General features: G+C 74.0%; 17 protein-coding genes and 2 tRNA genes. 8 read left to right on the forward strand and 11 right to left on the reverse strand.

Going from position 1 to position 19211, the window contains the following annotated elements:
* Positions 1-200 precede the first annotated feature (200 nt).
* Complete coding sequence (locus ACI79O_RS06470) at positions 201-1142, reverse strand: sugar phosphate isomerase/epimerase family protein (RefSeq protein WP_456913607.1); 942 nt, start codon at positions 1140-1142, stop codon at positions 201-203.
* Between the two features lie 1224 nt (positions 1143-2366).
* Here ACI79O_RS06470 and ACI79O_RS06475 point away from each other — a divergent pair.
* Positions 2367-3833, forward strand: a complete 1467-nt coding sequence (locus ACI79O_RS06475) for a hypothetical protein (protein ID WP_456913608.1) — start codon at positions 2367-2369, stop codon at positions 3831-3833.
* 177 nt (positions 3834-4010) lie between these two features.
* Here ACI79O_RS06475 and ACI79O_RS06480 read toward each other — a convergent pair whose 3' ends face one another.
* Positions 4011-4484 (reverse strand): hypothetical protein, encoded by a 474-nt coding sequence (locus ACI79O_RS06480; protein WP_456889128.1) that lies wholly within the window; start codon positions 4482-4484, stop codon positions 4011-4013.
* Positions 4485-4725: 241 nt separating this feature from the next.
* On the opposite strand from ACI79O_RS06480, the gene ACI79O_RS06485 reads away from it, so the two are divergent.
* Positions 4726-6252: a serine hydrolase domain-containing protein gene (locus tag ACI79O_RS06485; protein ID WP_456913609.1), complete on the forward strand. Its 1527-nt coding sequence runs from the start codon at positions 4726-4728 to the stop codon at positions 6250-6252.
* On the opposite strand, the gene ACI79O_RS06490 is transcribed toward ACI79O_RS06485, so the two are convergent.
* From ACI79O_RS06490 to ACI79O_RS06500, 3 genes are all read right to left on the reverse strand, one after another.
* The gene (locus tag ACI79O_RS06490; protein WP_456913610.1) at positions 6253-7455 is read right to left on the reverse strand and encodes a metallophosphoesterase; all 1203 of its coding nucleotides are present in this window, start codon (positions 7453-7455) and stop codon (positions 6253-6255) included.
* 139 nt (positions 7456-7594) lie between these two features.
* Positions 7595-8083, reverse strand: a complete 489-nt coding sequence (locus ACI79O_RS06495) for a DUF4231 domain-containing protein (RefSeq protein ID WP_456913611.1) — start codon at positions 8081-8083, stop codon at positions 7595-7597.
* Positions 8084-8173: 90 nt separating this feature from the next.
* Entirely contained in the window at positions 8174-9181 is a 1008-nt protein-coding gene (locus ACI79O_RS06500) for a toll/interleukin-1 receptor domain-containing protein (RefSeq protein ID WP_456913612.1), read from the reverse strand.
* Positions 9182-9309: 128 nt separating this feature from the next.
* Between ACI79O_RS06500 and ACI79O_RS06505 the strand changes: the two genes are divergently transcribed.
* From ACI79O_RS06505 to ACI79O_RS06515, 3 genes are read left to right on the forward strand one after another with little or no spacing between them, the layout of a single operon-like run.
* Positions 9310-9600 (forward strand): hypothetical protein, encoded by a 291-nt coding sequence (locus ACI79O_RS06505; protein ID WP_456889120.1) that lies wholly within the window; start codon positions 9310-9312, stop codon positions 9598-9600.
* A complete protein-coding gene (locus tag ACI79O_RS06510; protein WP_456889118.1) occupies positions 9593-9871 on the forward strand; it encodes an SH3-like domain-containing protein in 279 nt (92 codons plus the stop codon). The genes ACI79O_RS06505 and ACI79O_RS06510 overlap by 8 nt, the downstream gene beginning before the upstream one ends.
* On the forward strand, positions 9868-10458 hold the full coding sequence (locus ACI79O_RS06515) for a nitrile hydratase subunit alpha (protein ID WP_456889117.1): 591 nt from the start codon (positions 9868-9870) through the stop codon (positions 10456-10458). Before ACI79O_RS06510 ends, ACI79O_RS06515 begins: the two co-directional genes overlap by 4 nt.
* 31 nt (positions 10459-10489) lie before the next feature.
* Here the strand turns inward: ACI79O_RS06515 and ACI79O_RS06520 are convergent, their stop codons facing one another.
* From ACI79O_RS06520 to ACI79O_RS06545, 6 genes are all read right to left on the reverse strand, one after another.
* On the reverse strand, positions 10490-10870 hold the full coding sequence (locus tag ACI79O_RS06520) for a RidA family protein (RefSeq protein ID WP_456913613.1): 381 nt from the start codon (positions 10868-10870) through the stop codon (positions 10490-10492).
* A 624-nt stretch (positions 10871-11494) separates the two neighbouring features.
* Complete coding sequence (locus ACI79O_RS06525) at positions 11495-12856, reverse strand: hypothetical protein (RefSeq protein ID WP_456913614.1); 1362 nt, start codon at positions 12854-12856, stop codon at positions 11495-11497.
* Positions 12857-12876: 20 nt separating this feature from the next.
* Complete coding sequence (locus ACI79O_RS06530; RefSeq protein ID WP_456913615.1) at positions 12877-13551, reverse strand: ABC transporter ATP-binding protein; 675 nt, start codon at positions 13549-13551, stop codon at positions 12877-12879.
* On the reverse strand, positions 13548-14099 hold the full coding sequence (locus ACI79O_RS06535; protein WP_456889109.1) for a PadR family transcriptional regulator: 552 nt from the start codon (positions 14097-14099) through the stop codon (positions 13548-13550). Before ACI79O_RS06535 ends, ACI79O_RS06530 begins: the two co-directional genes overlap by 4 nt.
* 873 nt (positions 14100-14972) lie before the next feature.
* A tRNA-Gly gene (locus ACI79O_RS06540) sits at positions 14973-15046 on the reverse strand.
* Positions 15047-15330: 284 nt separating this feature from the next.
* On the reverse strand, positions 15331-15837 hold the full coding sequence (locus ACI79O_RS06545) for an ester cyclase (RefSeq protein WP_456913616.1): 507 nt from the start codon (positions 15835-15837) through the stop codon (positions 15331-15333).
* 131 nt (positions 15838-15968) lie between these two features.
* Here ACI79O_RS06545 and ACI79O_RS06550 point away from each other — a divergent pair, with 131 nt between their 5' ends.
* From ACI79O_RS06550 to tig, 3 genes are all read left to right on the forward strand, one after another.
* Positions 15969-17414 (forward strand): amidase, encoded by a 1446-nt coding sequence (locus ACI79O_RS06550; RefSeq protein WP_456913617.1) that lies wholly within the window; start codon positions 15969-15971, stop codon positions 17412-17414.
* A gap of 38 nt (positions 17415-17452) precedes the next feature.
* Positions 17453-17526, forward strand: a tRNA-Pro gene (locus tag ACI79O_RS06555).
* A gap of 88 nt (positions 17527-17614) precedes the next feature.
* Positions 17615-19144 carry a trigger factor gene (gene tig / locus ACI79O_RS06560; protein WP_456913618.1) on the forward strand — a complete coding sequence of 510 codons (1530 nt, stop codon included), beginning with the start codon at positions 17615-17617 and terminating at the stop codon, positions 19142-19144.
* Positions 19145-19211: the final 67 nt, after the last annotated feature.

Below are 19211 nucleotides of genomic sequence, written 5' to 3' on the forward strand. Positions count from 1 at the left end.
ACCCGTCAGGGACCTGCTCGACGTGTCGTGTCGTTGCTCGCCACGGCGGTAGCGCGGATGGCCGAGGCGGCACCGGCCGGACTGACGGTCCACGACCGAGGGAGTGGTCCGTGACGGGTGCACCGGGCCGCGCCTCCCCCGGCACGCGCGAGGGGACGGCCCCGGCGAACCGGGACCGTCCCCAACGGGGCGCTACTCCCTCAGTAGGTCGTGCAGGTGAGGTACTCGAGGCCCACCCGCGCGGCCTCGAAGGGGTCGAACGTCGGGTCGTCGAAGCGCGGGTCGTGCTCGACGACGAAGTAGCGGGTGCTGCCACCGGCAGCGGCGAAGATCGACGGGAACTCGATGGTGCCGCGGCCGACGATCTCGATCCGCCGGTCGCCCGCCCGCATGTCCTTGACGTGGAACAGCTGGATCCGGTTGCCGTACTCCTCGATCACATCGACCGGATCGAGCCCGGCGTAGGACACCCAGTAGAGGTCGAGCTGCGAGACGACGTTCTTCGCCTGGGTGTGCTGCATCAGGATGTCGAAGGCGGTGCGGTCGCCGAAGGCGGTCGTGAACTCGAAGTCGTGGTTGTGGATCATCAGGGTCTGACCGGCCTTGCGCGCCTGCTCGCCGACGGCGTCCAGGTACTCGGCGTAGGCGACCCAGTCGGCCTCGGTCGGCAGCGGTTGGGTCCACGGAGCCCCGGCGCTGCTGCCGGAGCCGAAGTACTTGATGCCGAGGACGCGGTTCTCCTCGAGGATCTGCTCGATGTCCGCGGGGTCGGTGTGCGTGCCGACCTCGACGTGGCGGGCCGACGCCTTGAGGCCGTACTCGTCCAGGACGGCCGCGTACTCCTCGGCGGTCCAGCCGCTCAGCGTGAACGGCTCGACGTTGCGGTAGCCCATCTCCGCGAGGGAGCGCAGGACGTCCTCGTGGCGTGCCTGCGTGTCGGCGTCGGCACCGAAGCCGATGTGATCGGCGAAGGTGTACAGCTGGATCGAGATCTTGCTGAGCGGCACGCCGCGGCCGGCGCAGTCGGAGGCACCCTGGGCCTGGGCGGGCGGGGCGGCGCTCGCCGTGCCGGCGAGGCCGACGAACACCAGCGCCGACAGGGCGGCAACGAGGACGGCCCGCAGGCCGGTCGTCAAGTTCATGGAGCTCCCTTGGCTCGTCACGTGGGTGCACGTCATCGCCGCAGGAGCGGTCACCTCAGGTCCCGGGGTGGTTGCTCTGCGTCGACTGTGTGCGGTGCCTCACAACGTAGCGGGACTTACGCGTCTCGCAAAGCAGAAGTTCGCCCAAGGCAGGGCGCAAGGCCTCCAGGCGCCTGACTGGTGCGGCGACCGCCCCCGGCGGCTCCATCGGTCGTGCTGGACCACGCGGCCCGCATCGGGCGAGGACTGTCCGGTGTCCACCTGCACGAGGTGCCCGCGCGCGACCGGGTCGAGCACCACGACACCGAGCGCGCCCGTACGCCGACGCCTGCCGGCAAGGGCGCCCGAGGGCTCACTCGGCTCCGCGGTGCTGGACGGCGGCCGACCGGGCCGCCGCACTGCGCACACTGCGCCACCGGCACCCGTGGCCGGGCAGTTGGCGGTGCCGGTGGGCGAGATGGCTCGGCGGGTCGCTGTCCAGCGCGGCCCCAGGTTCACTGCCTGGTCGAAGGGCGCTGCAAGGCGTCCGCAGGGTCCTGCGGTCGAGTGCCCCACGGTGCTCCCCGGCGGCCGGCGTCGAGAGCGACTGTCCGCTGCGGGCGCCCTCGGCGTACTCCCGGACGAGCTCTCGCTTGGGCCGGAACCGCCAGTCCCCGCGCGCCAGCTCTCCCATGAGGCCGAACGTGTGAGCCGGCATGGGTGTGTTCCGGACACCTGGGCCTCCCCGAGGTCGTGCAGCCGGGGCCTGCGGCCCGGTATGCCGGCTGCTGTCCCACCGGTTCGGGGGGAGGGCAGTACTGACCCCGATCCGGTCCCCAGCCCGTCACCCTGCGTAGTTCTCCTCGGCGTACCGATGCCTCAGGGGACTGCCGGACAGACGGACCCGCGGGTCGAGTGTGTTCCGGTTCTACGGTGGATCGGTGGTGACCCAGCAGCGGGTCGCGAGCGAGAGTCCACCCCCGTCGGCGGGCCGCCGACCACGACGGGGTGCGCTGCTCCTCGGGGCCGCGATCTACCTGCTCGGCTCCCTCGCCCTCCATCGGGACCTGCTGGGCCGGATGACGACCGCGACGGCGGGTTGGGTGTCGGCCGACTCGGACGCCTTCGTCTGGTGGCTCCAGTGGTTCCCGACCGCCCTGGAGCGCGGCGAGGACCCCCTGGTCACGACCTACCTGCGTTTCCCCGAGGGCGTCAACGGCATGTGGAACACCACGGTGCCCGGTGTTGAGCGCCCTGATGGCACCGGTGACGCTCACGGCCGGCCCAGTGGCCGCGTACAACGTCGCGATGGTGCTCGGGCCGGTGGTCTCCGGGGTGCTCATGGCGGTGGCCCTGGTCCCCTGGACGCAGCGCTGGACCTCCCGCCTCGTCGCGGGCGGCCTCTACGCCTTCTCCCCGTTCCAGGTCGCCCACCTGTCGGTGGGACACGTCAACGTCGTCTGGGCCGTCCTGCCACCGTTGGTCCTCGTCGCCGTGCGGGCCCTGGCCGTGGAGACGCCGCACCGTCCGACCCGGGCCGGAGTGCTGGCCGGGGGCGTCCTGGCGGTCCAGACCGGCCTGTACACGCAGACGCTCGCGCTGACGGCGCTCGTCCTCGCGCTGGTCACGGTGGTTCTCGCCGTGCGGTGGCCGCACGGCCTGCTCACCCGCGGGCCCGCCGCGGCCCGGATGACGGTGGCCTGCGTCGTCACCTACCTCGTGCTGTGCGCCTATCCGCTGTACCTCGTGCTGTTCGGTCCAACCCGCCCGGGTGGGCCCATCCACCCGGCCGTCGACGTCCGCGCCGATCCGCTGAACGCCGTCATCCCCACGTCCCTGACCGCCACCGGTGGCGGTTCCACGACCGCCGGGCAGCTGAACTCGTACACCGGCGAGCAGGGCGGCTACGTCGGCGTGGTGGTGCTCCTGCTGCTGGTCGTCGCCTGCCTCGGGGCCCGGTCCACCGTCGCCCGAGTCGTGACGGTCGTCGGTCTGCTCGCATTCACCTTCTCCCTCGGGTCGAGCCTGACGACGCGGAAGCAGGACCTGGAGGTGTGGCTGCCGTGGCAGCTGCTGGATGACCTGCCTCTGATCTCCCAGGCGGATCCGGTGCGGCTGCAGGTCTTCGTCGCCGCCTGTGTGGCCATCGTGGTCGGCCTCTGGATCGATCGGGTCGCGAGCATGCGCCCTGGAGCAGGCCGGATCACCGGAGCGGCGCTCGCGATCGGCGCCGTGGTCTCGTGGTTGCCGGCGGCACCGCTGCCGATCGCCGCGGCCGAGACGCCCGCCTTCTTCGCGGTCGCGGGCCAGGACCTGCGCACGACCGACGTCGTGGACGTCTGCCCCCGGACCACCGGTGTCTGGGAGGGCGGTGCACTGCCGATGCTCTGGCAGGCCGAGAGCGGGATGGCGTACCGCACGACCGGTGGCTATGCCCTCGGCTCCGACCCGACGCACCCCGTCCTGTGGGAGACGCCGGAGAACCTGTTCGAGGGGGCGTGTCGAGGGCTGCTCGAGGGCCTGCCGCCGCCCGACGACGCCTACACCGAGGCAGCGCGTCAGGAACTGGCACGGACCGGGGTGACCGTGCTGATGGTCGTGCCACAGGGCGGTGTCGACCACACACCCGTGTTGACGTGGGCGGCGCGTGTCGCCGGTACGTCGGGGGAGGAGATCGGCGGTGTGTGGCTCTACCGGTTCCCCACCCGATGACCGCGGCAGCGGGGCGCCTGCCGCTGGTGGCAGCGGGGAACCCGCGCCTTCCCTTGCGTGATCCACCACCTCCACCCGCAGGAACCGTGACGCCTCCTGTGCCTGCGGCTCCGTCATCGCAGCCGCTCCTCGGTGGATGCGTTGCGCCGATGAACCGCTTGCTCGTCCGGATCGCTGTCAGCCCAGCCAGACACCGCTGACGACGACCCAGATCCCGCCGTCGCCCTCGCGGACCGGCTGGCGGAGCTGCAGGGTGACGATGCGCCCGTCCGCGGGGTTGGTCACCTCGGCGGTGTGGGGGTCGGCGAGGGCGACGTCGGCGTCGTCCCAGAGGAGCTCACGCGCCACGAAGGCCGCGGCCACGGCCGCGACGTCGGTGCGCCAGGGCTGCGCGCCCCCGTCCACCGCGTCCTGCAGTGCCTCGGCCTGCTCGCCGGAGAGGCCCTCGCCGAGGATCGCCGTGCCGGGCGGGGGCTCCTCGCCGTCGCCTGGTTCCTCGCCGTCGGGTGCCTCGTCCGTCGGGGACGGCTCGGGGCTGGGGTGGGGCGTGGACGGGGTCGTCGAGGACGTCGCCGCCGGTGGCGTGGTGTCGTCGCCGCCGCCACCGCATCCGCCGAGGAGCGCCACGAGCAGGACGACGAGGAGCGCCACGACCCGGTCCGGTCGTGGGCCCGCGTGCCGACCGCCGTGCCCGGCACCGGATGTGTCCATGGCGTCCTCCGCCGCTGCCCCGGGGACGAGCCTGGATCCGCGCGGTGGGCACCGCCCAGGGCCGTCCGTCGGCGGTCGGTCGGGTCTCTCGCCCTCTCCGCGGTGACCCGGCGCCGGGCAGCCTGGACACGTTCCCCGTGGCGTCGCGGGACACCGGTCGTCTGTCTGCAGGGGAGGGGCCATGACCGCCTTGGACGAGCTCCGGCTTAAGACGCGGGTCGCCGAGGTGCGGGGCCGGCAGCCGTGTGTCGGCCTCGCGGTGGGCGTCGTGCGGAACGGAGCCCTCGACTCCTTCTCCGCGCACGGGCTCGCCGACATCCCGTCACGCACACCGGTCACCGAGGACACCGTCTTCCGCATCGGCTCGATCACCAAGACGGTCACCGCGATCGCGGTGATGCAGCTGGTCGAGCAGGGACGGGTCGACCTGGACGCGCCGGCGAACGACCACCTGCGGGCCTACCGGCTGGTGCCACGGAGGCCCGACTGGCGGCCGGCGACGGTGCGCCACCTGCTCACCCACACCGCCGGCATCGCCGAGGAGGTGCCCCGCTCGGCCGCCGTCCGCCGGCAGTACGGCATCGGCTTCCCGCCCGGACGGGTGCCGACGCCGGCCGAGTACTACCGCGGCCGGGTGCGGCTCGACGTCGAGCCGGGCACCCGGTTCCGCTACACCGACCACGGGCCGACGGCGGTCGGGCAGGTCGTCGAGGACGTCAGCGGCCTGCCGTTCGACCGGTACGTGCGCGAGCGCGTGTTCGCCCCGCTCGGCATGATCGACTCCGACCTGGTCCTGACCGACCGGCTGCGGCCGCGCGTGGCCACCGGCTACCGGCTGTCGCCGGCCGGCCCCCGACCGGTGCCGCGGCGGGACGCGGTGACCGCCCCGGCCGGCAACGTCTACTCCACCCCGCGGGACATGGCCCGCTACCTGGCGGCGCTGACCGGCGGCGGTGCCAACGCGCACGGCCGGGTGCTCCAGCCCGCGACGCTGGACACGATGTTCGAGCCGCACTACCGGCCCGATCCGCGGATCCCGGGCATGGGACTGGCGTTCTGGCGGGTCGACGGCCGCGGTCACCGCGTCGTCGAGCACCAGGGCACGATGCCCGGCTTCGACGCGCAGGTCTTCGTCGCACCCGACGACGGCGTCGGTGTCATGGCGTTCACCAACGGCACCCACCAGGGACCGTTCTGGCTGCCGGGGGAGATCGGCGGACTGCTCGAGGACCTGCTCGGCATCCCGCACCGCGAGCCGCGCACGGACGTGCCGCAGCACCCGGAGGTCTGGGGGGAACTGGTCGGCCGGTACCGCGTGCCCGGTCCGGTCACGGACGTGCGGGCGACCGCGTTCCTCGGCGCGGGCCTGGAGGTCTCCGTCCGCCGCGGCCGGCTGTGGGTGCGCTTCCTGACCCCGGTGCCCACGCTGGCCCGGGGCTTCGAGCTGCGTCCGGACGACGAGGCGGACCCCTACGCCTTCCGGCTCGACCTCGGCCTCCCCGGCACCGGCGGCATCCGCGCGGTGTTCGGCCGTGACCCCGCCGGGCGGACGACGGGGCTGGCCCTGGAGATGCAGCCGGTGTGGGCGGAGCGGCGGACGGGCGCGGTGTCCTCGCGTCGCTGGGCCGAGGTGGCGCTCGCGGCCGCCGGTGCCGCCGTCCTCACGCGGTCGGTGACGAGGGCCCGGCCGGGACGCCGGGCCGCCTGATCAGAGCGCGCGCAGCTCCACCACGACCACCTCCGGCCGGGCACCCACCCGCATGGGCGGTCCCCAGAAGCCGATCCCGGAGGTGACGTACAGCTGGGTGTCGCCGTGCCGGCTGTACCCCTCGACCGCCGGCTGGTCCCACCGGATGCCGTAGTCGAGGGGCCAGAGCTGGCCCCCGTGCGTGTGCCCGGAGAGCTGCAGGTCGACCCCGGCGGCCTCGGACTGCACGACCGCCACGGGCTGGTGCGCCAGCAGGACCACCGGCGTCGACTCGTCCCGGCCGTCGAGGGCGGCGTCCAGGTCGGTGCGGTGACCGGGGAACCCCGAGTCGGCCGCCGACACGTCGTCGACACCGGCCAGGTCGACGGTCGCGCCGTCGCGGCCGAGGGCCACGCGCTCGTTGCGCAGGGTCCGCACCCCGAGCGTCTCGAGGTGGCGCACGAGGGCCACCGGGTCCGCGTAGTACTCGTGGTTGCCGGTGACGAAGTAGACCCCCTGGGCGGCCACCAGGTCGGCCACGGGAGCGACCTCCTCGCGCAGGCGCGTGAGCTCGCCGTCCACCAGGTCCCCCACGATCGCGACCGCGTCCGGCCGCTGGGCGTCGACCAGCTCGACGACCCGCTCGAAACGCCGCCCCGAGTACGTCGACGAGAGGTGGGCGTCGGAGAAGGTGACCAGGCGGAACCCGTCCAGCGCCGGGTCCAGGCGGGGCAGGGTGATGGGCACCCGCCGGACGACGGGGGCGCTGTTGGCGTCGCGCGCCCCGTTGCCGGCCACGCCGAGCGCGACCGTGCCCGCTGCCACCGCCAGGCCCCGGGCGAGGAAGAGGCGCCGGGACTCCTCCGGCGGGCTCTCCGGCCCGCTGGTCGACGTCCGGGCGCCGGGACGGCGGCGCCGGCGCAGCCACCAGCCGGCGCCCGCCCTGACCGGCTCGAGCAGCAGGAGGGCGAGGGTCGCGTAGAACGCGACGCCCAGCCAGCTGTACCCCGCCCACTGCACCGGCACCAGCACGACCGGGGGGTACGGGAGGACGAAGGCGGCGGTGAGCAGGAGCGCCAGCACGGCGAGCAGCACGGTGAGCCCTCGCCGGACCCGGCCCGGGCGGGTGGTGTCCCGCACCAGCCGCCACCACAGGTAGAGGTGCGCCAGGAGCACGACGACGAGCGCGACGACGTCGAAGCCGGACAGGCGGACGTCGGGCACGGCGCCTCCCTGGGACCTGCCCCGGGGTCGAGGGAGCGGCAGGGGTCCGGAGGATCCCACGGCCGGGGGCATCCGGTCTGCGGTGACCGCGTGGTCGCCCCGTGACGGTGCGGTGCCGCGCGAGCGGCTGCACCCCGGGTCAGCCGGGGCGCGGGGGGCCGGCGCCGGGCTCGGCGACGGCCTGGTGCCGCCCCTCGGTCCACTTGGCGTGCTCCTGCGAGACGAGTCCCTCCACCCGCTCGGCCAGGACCTGGTGCCGTTCCAGGCCGCTGTAGGGCCCGGCGCCGGCCAGGAAGAGGAACTGCTCGTGCCGCAGCGACTCGTGCGTCGACCGGTAGAGCACCCAGTTCGTCTGCCACTGGTACAGCTGCTGGATGCCCTCGAGGACGACGACGAGGGCGCCCAGCAGCGCGGTCACCAGGCCCGGCGCCGCGCTCGCGACGGCGACCGGTACGCCGGCGGCCAGCAGGAGCTGCACGATCTTGGTCTGCTTGTACGCGTGCTGGGCGGCCTGGCTCTTGCGGTCGTACCAGGCCAGCTGGTCCTGGAGGCGGTCCCAGGTCGGGTCGGTGCCCGCGGGTGGCTCGCCCGTGTACCGCCGCGGCAGCGCCGGAACGTCGTGGGTCATCCCGCCCCCCTGGTGCTGACGACGCCGTGCTCGGAGGTCCTCCGATGATGGCCTCACCGCGCGCGGTATCGGCCGTTCCGCGTCGCGGCCTCAGCACCCACCCGGTTCGAGGGCGGGATCGGTGACGTCGATGCGGGCCGCGTCGTCCTCCAGCCGGAGCTGCACGTAGCCGACCGGTTCGCAGGTGACGTCGAAGCCGACGAGTGCGTCGCCGACCGTCTCGGGGTCCACGAACTCCGGGGTCGGCGAGAAGCACGTCACCGCGAACTGCCGCTGGCCGACGACGAGGGAGTCGTACCGCCAGTCGCCGTGGTAGGCGCCCTCCGGCACCGCGGCCTCCATGCTCGTCGCGAGGACCACCTGCCACGCCGTCCCGTGCGGGCGCCAGCCGGCGGCCTCCACGGCGAAGGTCAGGGACCCGCCGTCGACCTCCTCGGTGCCACGCGGGTCCGTGCTGAGTGTGATCTCGGTCCAGGCGTCGCCGGTAGGTGGCGCACACGACGCGATCTCCGGTTCGGTCTCCCCGTCGTCCCCGCTGCTGTCGGCGGGCCTGGACAGCCACCACGCCCCCGCACCCAGGACGGCGAGCAGGACGGCGATGCCGAGCGCCGCCCACCAGGGGAAACGGCGCGCGGTCGGGAGCGCCGGCTCGCCCCGCAGCGCCCGCAGGAGACCGTCGACGTCCCGGTGCCAGGTCTCGTCGCGCAGCACCACCGCCTGCCGTTGCGGCAGTCCCTGCAGGTCGGCGGGCAGCGCTCCGGCCGGAGGCAGCGAGGCGCCGCCGACGAGCACGGGGACGACGCGGACGTCGCGGTGCAGCGCGCGGGCGATCTCCAGGCGGACGTAGTCGTCGGGGGCGGACAGCCGGGGGGAGCCCTGCGGGGTCGACGCGGTGAGCCAGCCCGGCCCGATGACCGCCAGGAGCGCGTCACTCCGGTCGAGGGCACCGTCGATCACCGCGGTGTAGTCCTGGCCCGGGGCGATGTCGAGCACGTCCTGGAACACGTTCCTCGTACCGATGCGCTCGTGCAGCGCATCGGCCAGCCGCCCGGCGTACCCGCCGGCGTCACCGCGCCGGTAGCTCAGGAAGATCCGCACCGCACGCCTGCCCTCGCGCGCCCCGGCGGCGCCCGGCCGCCCCCGCAGAGGGTCCCACCGCGGGCACGGCGCGGGCAACGAGCGGAGTTCCCGGGCGACCGACCGCCCCGGCACGGTAGGAAGGGTGGGTGAGCCGCATCAACGACGTCGGCGGGATGGCCGGGTTCCCGGCGATCGTCGAGGAACCGGACGAGCCGCCGTTCCACGCCGACTGGGAGGCCCACGTCTTCGCCCTCAACGGGGCGCTGATCAAGCGGGGCGTCTACAACCTCGACGAGTTCCGCGACGCGATCGAGCGGATGCCGCCGGAGGAGTACCTCGCCGCCTCCTACTACGAGCGCTGGTTCTCCGCGATCACCACGCTGCTCGCGGAGAAGGGCGTGGCCTCGCCGGGCGAGCTGGAGCTGTCACGTGACTGACCTCGCTCCCGGCGTGCGGGTGCGGACCCGCACCGCCGACCCCGACGGCCACACCCGGCTGCCCCGGTACGTCCGCGGCGCCGTCGGTGTGCTCGTCGAGGAGGCCGGCCGCCACCCGCTGGCCGATGACCGCGCCCGAGGTCGTGCCGGCACACCCCAGCCGGTGTGGCACGTGCGGTTCGCGGCTGCGGACCTGTTCGGCTCCGGCGACCACACGGTCACCGTGGAGTTGTGGGCCGACTACCTGACCCCGATCGAGGAGCCTGCATGAGCGGCGACCACTCCAGCTCGGTGATCTCGGCGCGGGTGCGCCACGTGGAGGCGCTGCTGGAGAGCCGGGGTCTGCTCGACGAGGGCGAGATCGACGGACGGATCGACGAGTTCCTGGCCGGTGGCTCACCGGCCAACGGCGCCCGGATCGCCGCCCGCGCGTGGGTCGACCCGGGCTTCGCCGGGCGGCTGCTCGCCGACGCGAACGACGCGATCCGCGAGGTGGGCCTGTCGATGGCCGGGGGCCTGCAGGAGCAGCGGCTGAAGGTCGTCGCCAACACCGCCGACGAGCACAACGTCGTCGTCTGCACGCTGTGCTCCTGCTACCCGATCGCGCTGCTGGGTCCCTCGCCCGGCTGGTACAAGAGCGAGGCGTACCGCTCGCGGGTGGTGCGCGACCCCCGGAGCGTGCTGCGCGAGTTCGGGCTGGAGCTGCCCCAGACGACGCGGATCTCGGTGTGGGACGCCAGCGCGGAGTCGCGGTACATGGTGGTGCCGCGCCGGCCCGAGGGCACCGAGGGACTCTCGGAGGAGCAGCTCGCCGCCCTCGTCACCCGGAAGGGGCTCATCGGGACCGCCGCGGTCTGACGCCGGAGCGGGTGACGGGGACCGAACCCGTTCAGGAGACGATCGCGGTCATCCGGATGGACACGCGGACCCCGGGCAGCTCGACGCCGAGTTTGGCGACGTAACGCGCAGGGGGGTCGGTCGAGAACGCCCGCGCGTACTCCTCGTTGAGGCCGGCGAGGTCCGTCGGGTCGGTCAGGAGGACGCCGACCTCCACGATGTCGGAGCTCTCGGCGCCGCCGGCTTCCAGGACCGCCAGGCAGTTCGCGATGGCCTGGCGGGTCTGCTCCTGGATCGTCTCGCCGGCGAGGGCGCCCGTCGCCGGGTCGGTGCCCGTCATCCCGGAGACGTGGACGTGGTCACCGACCCGGACACCCTGGCTGTAGAGGGGTGACCGAGGGGCGCGGTCGGTGCGGATGAGCTGTCGACCCATGCCGGGATCGTCGCAGTGGGCACCAGACGCGACAACGTGTCGCGGTCGTCCACGTGCACGCGGCAAGTGGAGTGGCCTCCAGCGGCCGGACACCTCCGGACTCGGCAGCAACCAGGGGGGACGCCCCGGGCGGGCAGGGTCAGCACGCGCTCCGGGAGGTCCGCCGACGGCCCCTCCGCAGTGGCTCTCCAGAGTTCCTCCGGAGGGGTCGACAGGCCGGTCGACCTGCAGGAGCGCGTGGAGCGGAGAGTGTCCGGAGCAGCGGCGACGTGACATACCAGGTGGTCCTGCCTCGGAGCTTCGTCGGCGTCCTCCAGTACGCCTCCGGTCGTCCTGCTCCGGCCGGGCCGTTCTGCGCCGCGGTGTCCGGTGTGACGATCGGTGCCCGTCGGTCGGCGGCCATGTTCGACCGGCTCTGCGCTGTTCACTCCCGTGGTGGCTCGGGTGCTGCCGGACGTGCGGTCGGCGGCGGGCCGCCATCGGCCGTGCGTCGCCGGAGCTGTCTGCGGCGTAGAAGGGCCGGAGAAGGGCTGGCCGTCATGCCTGGATCGGTGCAATCGCGTCGTGTGCGGGCGTCTGCGGCGAGCTGGCGGGCAGCGATGACGCTGGCGGGTTCGTCGCTGGTCATGCGACGCGGAGGTTGGCCGGGTCGATGGCCGCACGGGTGCGGCTGCTCAGAAGCCGCACGATCCCCGCGTTCGCGAGCACCAGGAGGGCGACGGCGATCGGGCCGACGATGAGCAGCGGCCACGCGTCGACGGCGGGAGCCGATCCTGGGGTCGCGCTCAGGGCCCCGTAGCCGAGCCCGCCGATGAGCAGGCCGCAGACCAGAGGTGCGACCGTCGCTGCCCGCAGCCGCCGCCGCTGCACGACCTGCAGCGTGGCCACGTCGGCGCCGACGGCGGCCATCGCGGCCAGGGCCCGGCGGGTGGTGAGCAGGTCGTCGACCGCGGCCAGGGTGAGGGTCGCCAGTCCGGCCAGTCCTGCCAAGCCGGCGGCGACGGCGGCCAGCACGAGCCCGGGGAGGGAACCGCCGGAGCCGAGGGCAGTGCCCTCGCGCAGGGTGATGCCCAGCAGCACGGTGGCGACACCGGTGGTCAGGCCGGCACCCAGCAGCACCCCGGCGGCCCGTCCCGCGGGTCCCGCGAGGGTGCGCAGGCCGCCGGCGGCCAGCACGTCCGTGGTGCTGGTGCGGCGGCTCATCCGGGCGGCCTTGCCCCGGACCCAGGGCGTGCCGCTGCCCAGCGCGGCCAGCAGCAGCAGCGTCACCGCGGCGGACATCAGCGCCACCTGCACCTGCCGGTCGGCGATCTGGCTCAGTCGCGGAACGGCGAACATGCCGGTGAGCGCCACGGCCGCGAGCGCCACCCACCACCAGCCGCGGAGCGGACGCCGGCGGCTTCCGGTGCTCGAACGGGCGCCGGCGGCGGCGGCCAGCCCCGCGGACACCGGCACCAGGCACGCCCAGGTGAGGAGGTCGGCCGGTGCCAGCGCGGGCAACAGCCGGCTGGCCGCCGGCTGCGCGGGTCCGAGGACCAGCCACAGCAGCAGGTAGGCCGGCCCGGCCAGCAGTCCCCCCGCCGCGCCGGCGACGGCGGTCTCGAGCGCGCCCAGCCGCCGCAGGTCGCCCGGCGTGGCCCCCACGGTCGCCAGGGCCCGGTCGCGGCGGTGGCGGCGCGCGCTGCCGGCGGACACGGCCTGCCACGCCAGGACCACGGCGGTGGCGGCGACCAGAAGCACCGCGGTGGCCACGCCGATGCGGGTCTCGGCGCTGGTGACGATGCTGGCGAAGCGGGGGTCGTAGGAGACCTCATAGACCTCGGTGGTGTCGGGAGGTGGGAGGGCGAAGGCCGGTACCCGGAACAGCGCTCCGGTGGCCAGGACCAGCGCGCCGGCCGCGCCGGTGCCGCCGGCCACCAACGCCGCCCGGGTGCGGGAGGCCCGCACACTCGGGGCCGCCAGCTGCCACAGGGCGGCAGGCCTCATGACAGGCCTCGTGACAGGGCTCATGACAGGGCCACCTGGTGGGCGATGGCGCCGCGGCGCAGCCGGATCTCACGGTCGGCGCGGGCTGCGACCGCGTTGTCGTGGCTGACCAGGACCACCGACCCGCCGGCCTGCGCCGTGGTGCCCACCAGCAGGTCCAGCAGCGCCCGCCCGGCGGTGGTGTCCAGGCTGGCGGTCGGCTCGTCGGCCAGTAGCAGCTGCGGCCCGGTGACCAGGGCGCGGGCGCCGGCGGCCAGCTGCGCCTGGCCGCCGGACAGGTCCGCCGGCATCGTGTCGGGCCCGACGTCCAGCCCGACCCGGTCGAGCCAGCCGTCGGCCGCAGCGCGGGCCTCGGCCGGCCGGTGGCCGTCCAGCAGCAACGGCAGCGCGACGTTGTCCCGCACCGACAGATCCGCAACCAGCTGCCCGAACTGCAGCACCAGGCCGATGTGCCGGCGCCGGAACCGTGCGCGCGCGGCGTCGTCGGCCCCGGACAGCTCGGTGCCAGCGACCACGACGCGGCCGGACTGGGTGCGCAGCACTCCCGCGGTCAGCAGGAGGAGGGTCGACTTCCCGCAGCCGCTGGGCCCGGTCACGGCGACGACCTCCCCGGGTTCCACGCTCAGCGACACGTCGCTCAGCGCCTGCGTGCGGCCGTAGACATGGCTGACACTGGACAGCTCCACCGTGCTCATGCGCGGTTCTCCTCCTGATCGGGGCGGACGGTCTGCCGGCCGTCAGGGGCCGGCAGCAGGTCGGTGGCCAGCTCGAGCCAGCGCAGGTCGGCGTCGAGGTGGGCGATGAGGTGTTCCCGGACCAGTCGCTCGGCCGCGCCGGCGCCCGGTGGAGTGGCCTGCAGCTCCCGGATGCGCCGCAGGTGCGCCGCTCGCTGGCGGGCGACGAACCCGGCGACGTCGATGCCGGTGTGCAACGCGGCCACGGTCTTTCGGACGATCTCCTCCGCGCCCACCCCGGTGGGCGCCGCGGGCTCGGCCAGCCAGGCCCGTAGCCGCGCGGCACCCTCGGCGGTCAGCGCGTACACGGTCCGCTCGGGACCGCCCTCTACACGGGTCTCCACGACTTCGGCCAGCCCGTCGCGCTGCAGACGCGCCAACGTCGCGTACACCTGGCCATACGGCAGCGGCCGGGTGTCCGGGAACCACGAATCGTGCTCCTGCTTGATGTCGTAGCCGTGCCGCGGCGAGCCCGCCAGCAGGGCCAGGTGGAGCTCGGTCAACGACATACAGGATGTCTACACCATGAGTAGGTATCAAGTGAATAGCTCTGGCGCGTCAACTGCCTGCCCGGGGGCACTCGTCAGCCGTTGAGGGATCTCGTTGGGGTCTGCCTGGCTCCGGCGCTTGCGGCGTTGACGCTCGCGCTCCCGGCGGCGTGCTCGGTCGTCGACTCTGTCCCTTCTCGCCAGGCCCTCACCGTCTGCGGCGGTCTCCGGTAACCCGTCACAACGACTTCCGGGACGCCGAGTGCACGAGGTGTATCCCTCTTGATCTTGACGAATGACGGCGGCGTGCACGTGCAGTCAGCCCATCCGCTGCCCTTGCCGGGCTACCCACCCGACCGGCCTGCCTGGGTCTCGGCGCAGCAGACCGCGTTCGACCCAGGGCACTGGCGCCGGCACCTCGGCGACGACGCGGTTCCGCCTCCGGAGTCTGCAACGCTCCGCCTCTACCAGGGGGCCATCGGCTCTTCACCCGGCAGGACGTGCCCCGGATCGCCGAGCGCGCCGGCGAGCCGCTTTGCTGCGCTGCATACACACGTTGCCGCGGCCGCGTAGGTCGGAGGGCTGACGGTGGCGACGCGCTGGCGCATCGTGGGGCCGGCGTGGGCTCAACGAGTCGGCGAACTTGGCCGGGTGGCCGTCAACCTCGGCGGCCCCCAGTCGGGAGGAACTGCCGCGTGACCCACTTGGGTCATGAGGTCGGTCCCGCTGCCGTTGACGAGGGTCCTCACCGGGCCGTTTCAGGACAAGCGCGTGACCCACTCACTACCCACACGGCCGAAGACAGGGGTCCTGAAAGGGTTCGAACGGGCCGTCCGGAGGGTCCTCCAGACCTTCTCCGGGAGGGCTGACGGGCCGTGGAGCTGCGGAAACGCGTGGAGCGGGTGACCGGGATCGAACCGGCATGGCCAGCTTGGAAGGCTGGGGCTCTGCCATTGAGCTACACCCGCGAGACCGTGGGAGCGAACGTGTGGAAACCCGTCCCCTCGCCACGAGAACCCAGGCGACCAGGATCGACCGGGGTTCAGTCCGGCACGAGGGTAGCGCGCGCCGGATCCGGAGCGCGCCCCGCTCCGTGACTACATGCCCTACGGCGCCCCAGGACTCCGGTTCCGGGCTGGGTGTGTCTGCCGTCCTGGAGGACCTCGCGGAGGAGCGCGCGGTGGTCCGCGCCGGCATCGACCTCCGGCCGACGGACGGGCCCCAGCGCTGCCGGCTCGGCGCCGTCCGCGCGTCAGCCGCGCAGTCGGCGCTTCAGCTGCGTCCGGGCGTTGAACATCCTCTTCATCAGGCGGTCGGCAGGCGAGCCGTCAGGCGGGACCATGCCCAGCTGCCGTGCGTACTCCATCTGGTCGAACGCGACGAAGCCGGTGCGGATGCGGCCCTCCCGGACGACGAAGTGGTCCATGCCCTCGAGTGCGATCGCCTTCCCGGTCGGCGCGATGCCCTGCAGCGTGCCGCGATGGGTCGCCGTCATGCGCCAGTGGACGAACACGTCATCACCGTGCCCGGCGAGAGTGAGGATCTCGACGTGGAAGTCGGGCATCCCGGTGAACGTCTCCACCCAGAAGCGCACGATCTCGTCCGCGCCCCGGCAGACCCGCTGCGGGAAGTGGCTCACGGACTCGTCGTCGTAGAGCTGCCGCAGTGACGAGGAGTCGTGCGCGTTCAGCCGGTCGAACGTCCAGCGGATGACCGACTCGGGCGAGGTGTCAGCGGTTACCGGGACGGGCGAGGTCATGGGACAGCCTGGCACCGGGCCGTCGTCGTGCCAACCTCCTCCTGACGCGGCACCCTTGAGCCGAACGGCGCGCCTGCCCGTGGGCTGACCCGGCCCTCCCGGTGGCCGCCGTGGCGCTAGCGTCCGATCCCGTGACCGAGACCACGTGGCTGGACGCGACGGCGCAGGCGGAGCTGGTGCGGCGGGGCGAGGCGAGCCCCGCCGAGCTGGTCGAGGCGGCCATCGCCCGCATCGAGAAGCTGAACCCGCAGCTGCACGCGGTCGTCCGGGCCCGCTTCGAGGACGCCCGTAAGGACGCCGCCGGCGAGCTGCCCGACGGCCGGTTCCGCGGCGTGCCCGTGCTGCTCAAGGACATCGGCTGCCACGTCGCCGGCGAGGAGACCCGCTACGGGACGTCGTTCCTCGCCGGCGTGCGCTGGCCGCACGACAGCCACCTCGGCCGGCTCTTCCGCGAGGCGGGCCTGGTCACCGTCGGCCGCACCAACGTGCCGGAGTTCGGCACCACGGTCACCACCGAGCCGGCCTGCAACCCCCCGGCGCGCAACCCGTGGGACCCGGCGCACTCCGCCGGCGGCTCCTCGGGCGGCTCGGCGGCCGCGGTCGCCGCCGGGCTGGTGCCCATCGCGCACGCCAACGACGGCGGCGGCTCGATCCGCATCCCCGCCAGCGAGTGCGGGCTGGTCGGGCTCAAGCCCACCCGCGCCCGCGTCAGCCAGGGCCCCGACGTCGGCGAGGGCTGGGCCGGAGCCACGATCGACGGCGTCGTCACCCGCTCGGTGCGCGACACCGCCACCGCCCTGGACTGGATCGGCCGCCCCATGCCCGGCGATCCCTACACCGCCCCGCCGCTGCCGCGCCCGCTCGCCGAGGAGGTCGGCGCACCGGTCGGCCGGCTGCGGGTGGCGCTGCTCGACACCGACCCGCCGGGGGCCTACCTCGACTCCCCGCACTGCCGCGCCGCCGTCGAGCACGCCGGCCGGCTGCTGGAGGACCTCGGCTGCGCGGTCGAGCCCGGCACGCCCACCGGCATGTTCGACGAGCGCTTCCCGCGCTTCTTCACCGCGACCATCGCCGCCGACGTCGCGCTGACCATCGCCGCGTTCGAGCGGGTCCTCGGCCGCCGGGTCGCCGACGAGGAGCTCGAGCCGCGCAACGCCGTCTACCGGGCGGTCGGGGCGGAGATGCCGGCCACCGACTACCTCGGCGCGCGGACGTGGCTGGGCCACTGGGTCCGGCGGATGGCCGCCTTCTGGGCGTCGCCGGAGGAGGGCGGCAGGGGAGTGGACCTGCTGGTGACGCCGACGGTCGGGGCGCCGCCGCCGGAGCTGGGCTGGTTCACCGCCGAGGGGCCCGAGCAGGAGGGCCGGCGGATCAACAGCTACATCCCCTACACCGCGCAGTTCAACGTCACCGGCCAGCCGGCGGTCAGCCTGCCGCTGCACTGGACCGACGACGGCCTGCCGGTGGGCGTGCAGCTGGTCGCCGCCTACGGCCGGGAGGACGTGCTGGTGCGGGTGGCCGCGGCGCTGGAGCAGGCCGCGCCGTGGGCCGGCCGCCGTCCGGCGGTCGCCGCCTGAGCCGTCCCGGGGGGCGCGCCTAGACTCGGGAGCCGCCACGGGGTGTGGCGCAGCTTGGTAGCGCACCCGCTTTGGGAGCGGGGGGCCGTGGGTTCGAATCCCGCCACCCCGACCCCGCCCCCGGCGTCTCTAGACTCGGGGGTCGACCCGGCGCCCGTCCCGGCGTCCCCCCTTCCGTCGTACCGAGGAGCACTGCCGCTGTGAAGAGCACCATCGAGGAACTGGGCCCCACGCGGGTCCGGATGGCGATCGAGGTGCCGTGGGGCGACCTGGACCACGCCTTCGGTGAGGTCTACAAGGAGCTCAAGCGGCAGGTCCGCGTGCCGGGCTTCCGGCCCGGTAAGGTGCCCGAGCGGGTCCTCGACCAGCGCGTCGGCCGCCCGGTGGTCCTCGAGCAGGTCGTCCAGCACGCGATCCCCGAGGTCTACTCCGAGGTCGTCCGCGAGAACCAGGTCCGCGTGATCGGCCAGCCCGACATCGAGGTCACCCGCCTCGACGACCGCGACACCCTCGCCTTCACCGCCGAGGTCGACGTCGCCCCCAAGATCGACCTCCCGCCGCTGGAGGACCTGTCGGTCACGGTCGACGCCGTCGAGGTCACCGACGAGGAGATCGACCAGCAGGTCTCGGTCATGCGCGAGCGCTTCGCCATGCTCACCGCCGTCGACCGCCCGGCCGAGGACGGCGACCACGTCTCCCTCGACCTCGAGGCCCGCGTCGACGACGAGGTGCTCGAGGACGGCACGACCAGCGGCATGTCCTACGAGGTCGGCTCCGGCTCGCTCATGGCCGGCCTCGACGACGCCGTCCGCGGGCTGTCGGCCGACGAGTCGGCGACCTTCGAGACCGACCTGCACCAGGGCCCGCACGCCGGCCGCCAGGCCCAGGTCACCGTCACCGTCCGCTCGGTCAAGGCCAAGGACCTGCCCGAGCTCGACGACGAGTTCGCCTCCACCGCCAGCGAGTTCGACACCCTCGCCGAGCTGCGCGACGACGTCCGCACCCGGCTGGGCCGCGCCAAGACGATGCAGCAGGGCGCCCAGGCCCGCGACAAGCTGGTCGAGCACCTGCTCGAGGTCACCGAGGTCCCGATCCCCGAGGGCCTCGTCGAGCGGGAGCTCGAGTTCCGCAACAAGGCCCTGGAGCGCGAGCTGCAGCAGGCCGGCATGGACTGGGACGCCTTCCTGTCGATGTCGGGCACCGAGGGCGGCCGCGAGGCCTACGACGCCGAGATGCGCACGAGCATCGAGGAGGCGGTCCGCACCCAGTTCGTCCTCGACGCGATCGCCGACGCGCGGGAGGTCACCGTCGACAACGACGACCTGTCGGCGCAGATCATGGCCCAGGCCTCGCGCAACCGGGTGAGCCCCGAGCAGTACGCCCAGCAGCTGCAGCAGAGCGGCAACATCGCCGAGTTCGTCGCCGACGTCCGCCGCACCAAGACGCTGGCCCAGCTGCTCGAGCAGACGACGATCACCGACGCGTCGGGCAACGTCGTCGACCTCGACGCGCTGCGCCCGCAGACCGTCCGGGCCGGCCAGGCCGCCGCCCCCGAGGCCGAGGTCGCGACCGCCGAGGACGCGACCGAGGACGCCGCCGCGACCGAGGACGCCTCCGCGACCGAGGACGCCACCGAGGACGAGGCCCCCGACGCCGAGGTCGCCACCGCGGTGGCCGTCGAGGCCGCCGAGGGCGCCACCGAGGACAGCGAGGACGTCACCAAGGGCTGACGCTGCCACCCCTCCTCGACGGACGCCGTCCTGCCCCGATTGCGCGGGGGAGGGCGGCGTCCGTCGT

This window comes from Geodermatophilus sp. SYSU D00696, assembly GCF_054050235.1.

What these genes read in the sequence shown, in the direction of transcription:
- ACI79O_RS06470 (WP_456913607.1), bottom strand. Translation starts at nt 1,142, where the DNA reads ATGAACTTGACGACCGGCCTGCGGGCCGTCCTCGTTGCCGCCCTGTCG.
- ACI79O_RS06485 (WP_456913609.1), top strand. Translation starts at nt 4,726, where the DNA reads ATGACCGCCTTGGACGAGCTCCGGCTTAAGACGCGGGTCGCCGAGGTG.
- ACI79O_RS06495 (WP_456913611.1), bottom strand. Translation starts at nt 8,083, where the DNA reads ATGACCCACGACGTTCCGGCGCTGCCGCGGCGGTACACGGGCGAGCCA.
- ACI79O_RS06515 (WP_456889117.1), top strand. Translation starts at nt 9,868, where the DNA reads ATGAGCGGCGACCACTCCAGCTCGGTGATCTCGGCGCGGGTGCGCCAC.
- ACI79O_RS06520 (WP_456913613.1), bottom strand. Translation starts at nt 10,870, where the DNA reads ATGGGTCGACAGCTCATCCGCACCGACCGCGCCCCTCGGTCACCCCTC.
- ACI79O_RS06525 (WP_456913614.1), bottom strand. Translation starts at nt 12,856, where the DNA reads ATGAGGCCTGCCGCCCTGTGGCAGCTGGCGGCCCCGAGTGTGCGGGCC.
- ACI79O_RS06530 (WP_456913615.1), bottom strand. Translation starts at nt 13,551, where the DNA reads ATGAGCACGGTGGAGCTGTCCAGTGTCAGCCATGTCTACGGCCGCACG.
- ACI79O_RS06535 (WP_456889109.1), bottom strand. Translation starts at nt 14,099, where the DNA reads ATGTCGTTGACCGAGCTCCACCTGGCCCTGCTGGCGGGCTCGCCGCGG.
- ACI79O_RS06545 (WP_456913616.1), bottom strand. Translation starts at nt 15,837, where the DNA reads ATGACCTCGCCCGTCCCGGTAACCGCTGACACCTCGCCCGAGTCGGTC.